This window comes from Streptococcus sp. M143 (assembly GCF_000162495.1).
Taxonomy (GTDB): Bacteria; Bacillota; Bacilli; order Lactobacillales; family Streptococcaceae; genus Streptococcus; species Streptococcus dentisani.
The window spans coordinates 1-1,515 of sequence record NZ_GG730102.1 but is presented as its reverse complement, the minus strand read 5'-3'; the positions used below and the strand labels follow the sequence as shown (position 1 = coordinate 1,515).

At 55.3% G+C, this 1,515-nt stretch carries 2 protein-coding genes; both read left to right on the top strand.

Features of this window, described 5'->3' with window-relative positions:
- The coding region (locus tag HMPREF0850_RS12550; protein WP_025168416.1) for a replication protein at positions 1-405 on the top strand (405 nt) is incomplete at its 5' end.
- A 26-nt stretch (positions 406-431) separates the two neighbouring features.
- The coding region (tet, locus tag HMPREF0850_RS12545; protein WP_000841444.1) for a Tet(A)/Tet(B)/Tet(C) family tetracycline efflux MFS transporter at positions 432-1,515 on the top strand (1,084 nt) is incomplete at its 3' end.

Sequence of the window (1,515 nt, the reverse complement as noted above, 5' to 3'; positions counted from 1 at the left end):
ACCAAGCGACAGTTTAAAGTGCTGCTTGCCATTCTGCGTAAAACCTATGGGTGGAATAAACCAATGGACAGAATCACCGATTCTCAACTTAGCGAGATTACAAAGTTACCTGTCAAACGGTGCAATGAAGCCAAGTTAGAACTCGTCAGAATGAATATTATCAAGCAGCAAGGCGGCATGTTTGGACCAAATAAAAACATCTCAGAATGGTGCATCCCTCAAAACGAGGGAAAATCCCCTAAAACGAGGGATAAAACATCCCTCAAATTGGGGGATTGCTATCCCTCAAACAGGGGGACACAAAGACACTATTACAAAAGAAAAAGAAAGATTATTCGTCAGAGAATTCTCATGTTTGACAGCTTATCATCGATAAGCTTTAATGCGGTAGTTTATCACAGTTAAATTGCTAACGCAGTCAGGCACCGTGTATGAAATCTAACAATGCGCTCATCGTCATCCTCGGCACCGTCACCCTGGATGCTGTAGGCATAGGCTTGGTTATGCCGGTACTGCCGGGCCTCTTGCGGGATATCGTCCATTCCGACAGCATCGCCAGTCACTATGGCGTGCTGCTAGCGCTATATGCGTTGATGCAATTTCTATGCGCACCCGTTCTCGGAGCACTGTCCGACCGCTTTGGCCGCCGCCCAGTCCTGCTCGCTTCGCTACTTGGAGCCACTATCGACTACGCGATCATGGCGACCACACCCGTCCTGTGGATCCTCTACGCCGGACGCATCGTGGCCGGCATCACCGGCGCCACAGGTGCGGTTGCTGGCGCCTATATCGCCGACATCACCGATGGGGAAGATCGGGCTCGCCACTTCGGGCTCATAAGCGCTTGTTTCGGCGTGGGTATGGTGGCAGGCCCCGTGGCCGGGGGACTGTTGGGCGCCATCTCCTTGCATGCACCATTCCTTGCGGCGGCGGTGCTCAACGGCCTCAACCTACTACTGGGCTGCTTCCTAATGCAGGAGTCGCATAAGGGAGAGCGTCGACCGATGCCCTTGAGAGCCTTCAACCCAGTCAGCTCCTTCCGGTGGGCGCGGGGCATGACTATCGTCGCCGCACTTATGACTGTCTTCTTTATCATGCAACTCGTAGGACAGGTGCCGGCAGCGCTCTGGGTCATTTTCGGCGAGGACCGCTTTCGCTGGAGCGCGACGATGATCGGCCTGTCGCTTGCGGTATTCGGAATCTTGCACGCCCTCGCTCAAGCCTTCGTCACTGGTCCCGCCACCAAACGTTTCGGCGAGAAGCAGGCCATTATCGCCGGCATGGCGGCCGACGCGCTGGGCTACGTCTTGCTGGCGTTCGCGACGCGAGGCTGGATGGCCTTCCCCATTATGATTCTTCTCGCTTCCGGCGGCATCGGGATGCCCGCGTTGCAGGCCATGCTGTCCAGGCAGGTAGATGACGACCATCAGGGACAGCTTCAAGGATCGCTCGCGGCTCTTACCAGCCTAACTTCGATCATTGGACCGCTGATCGTCACGGCGATTTATGCCGCCT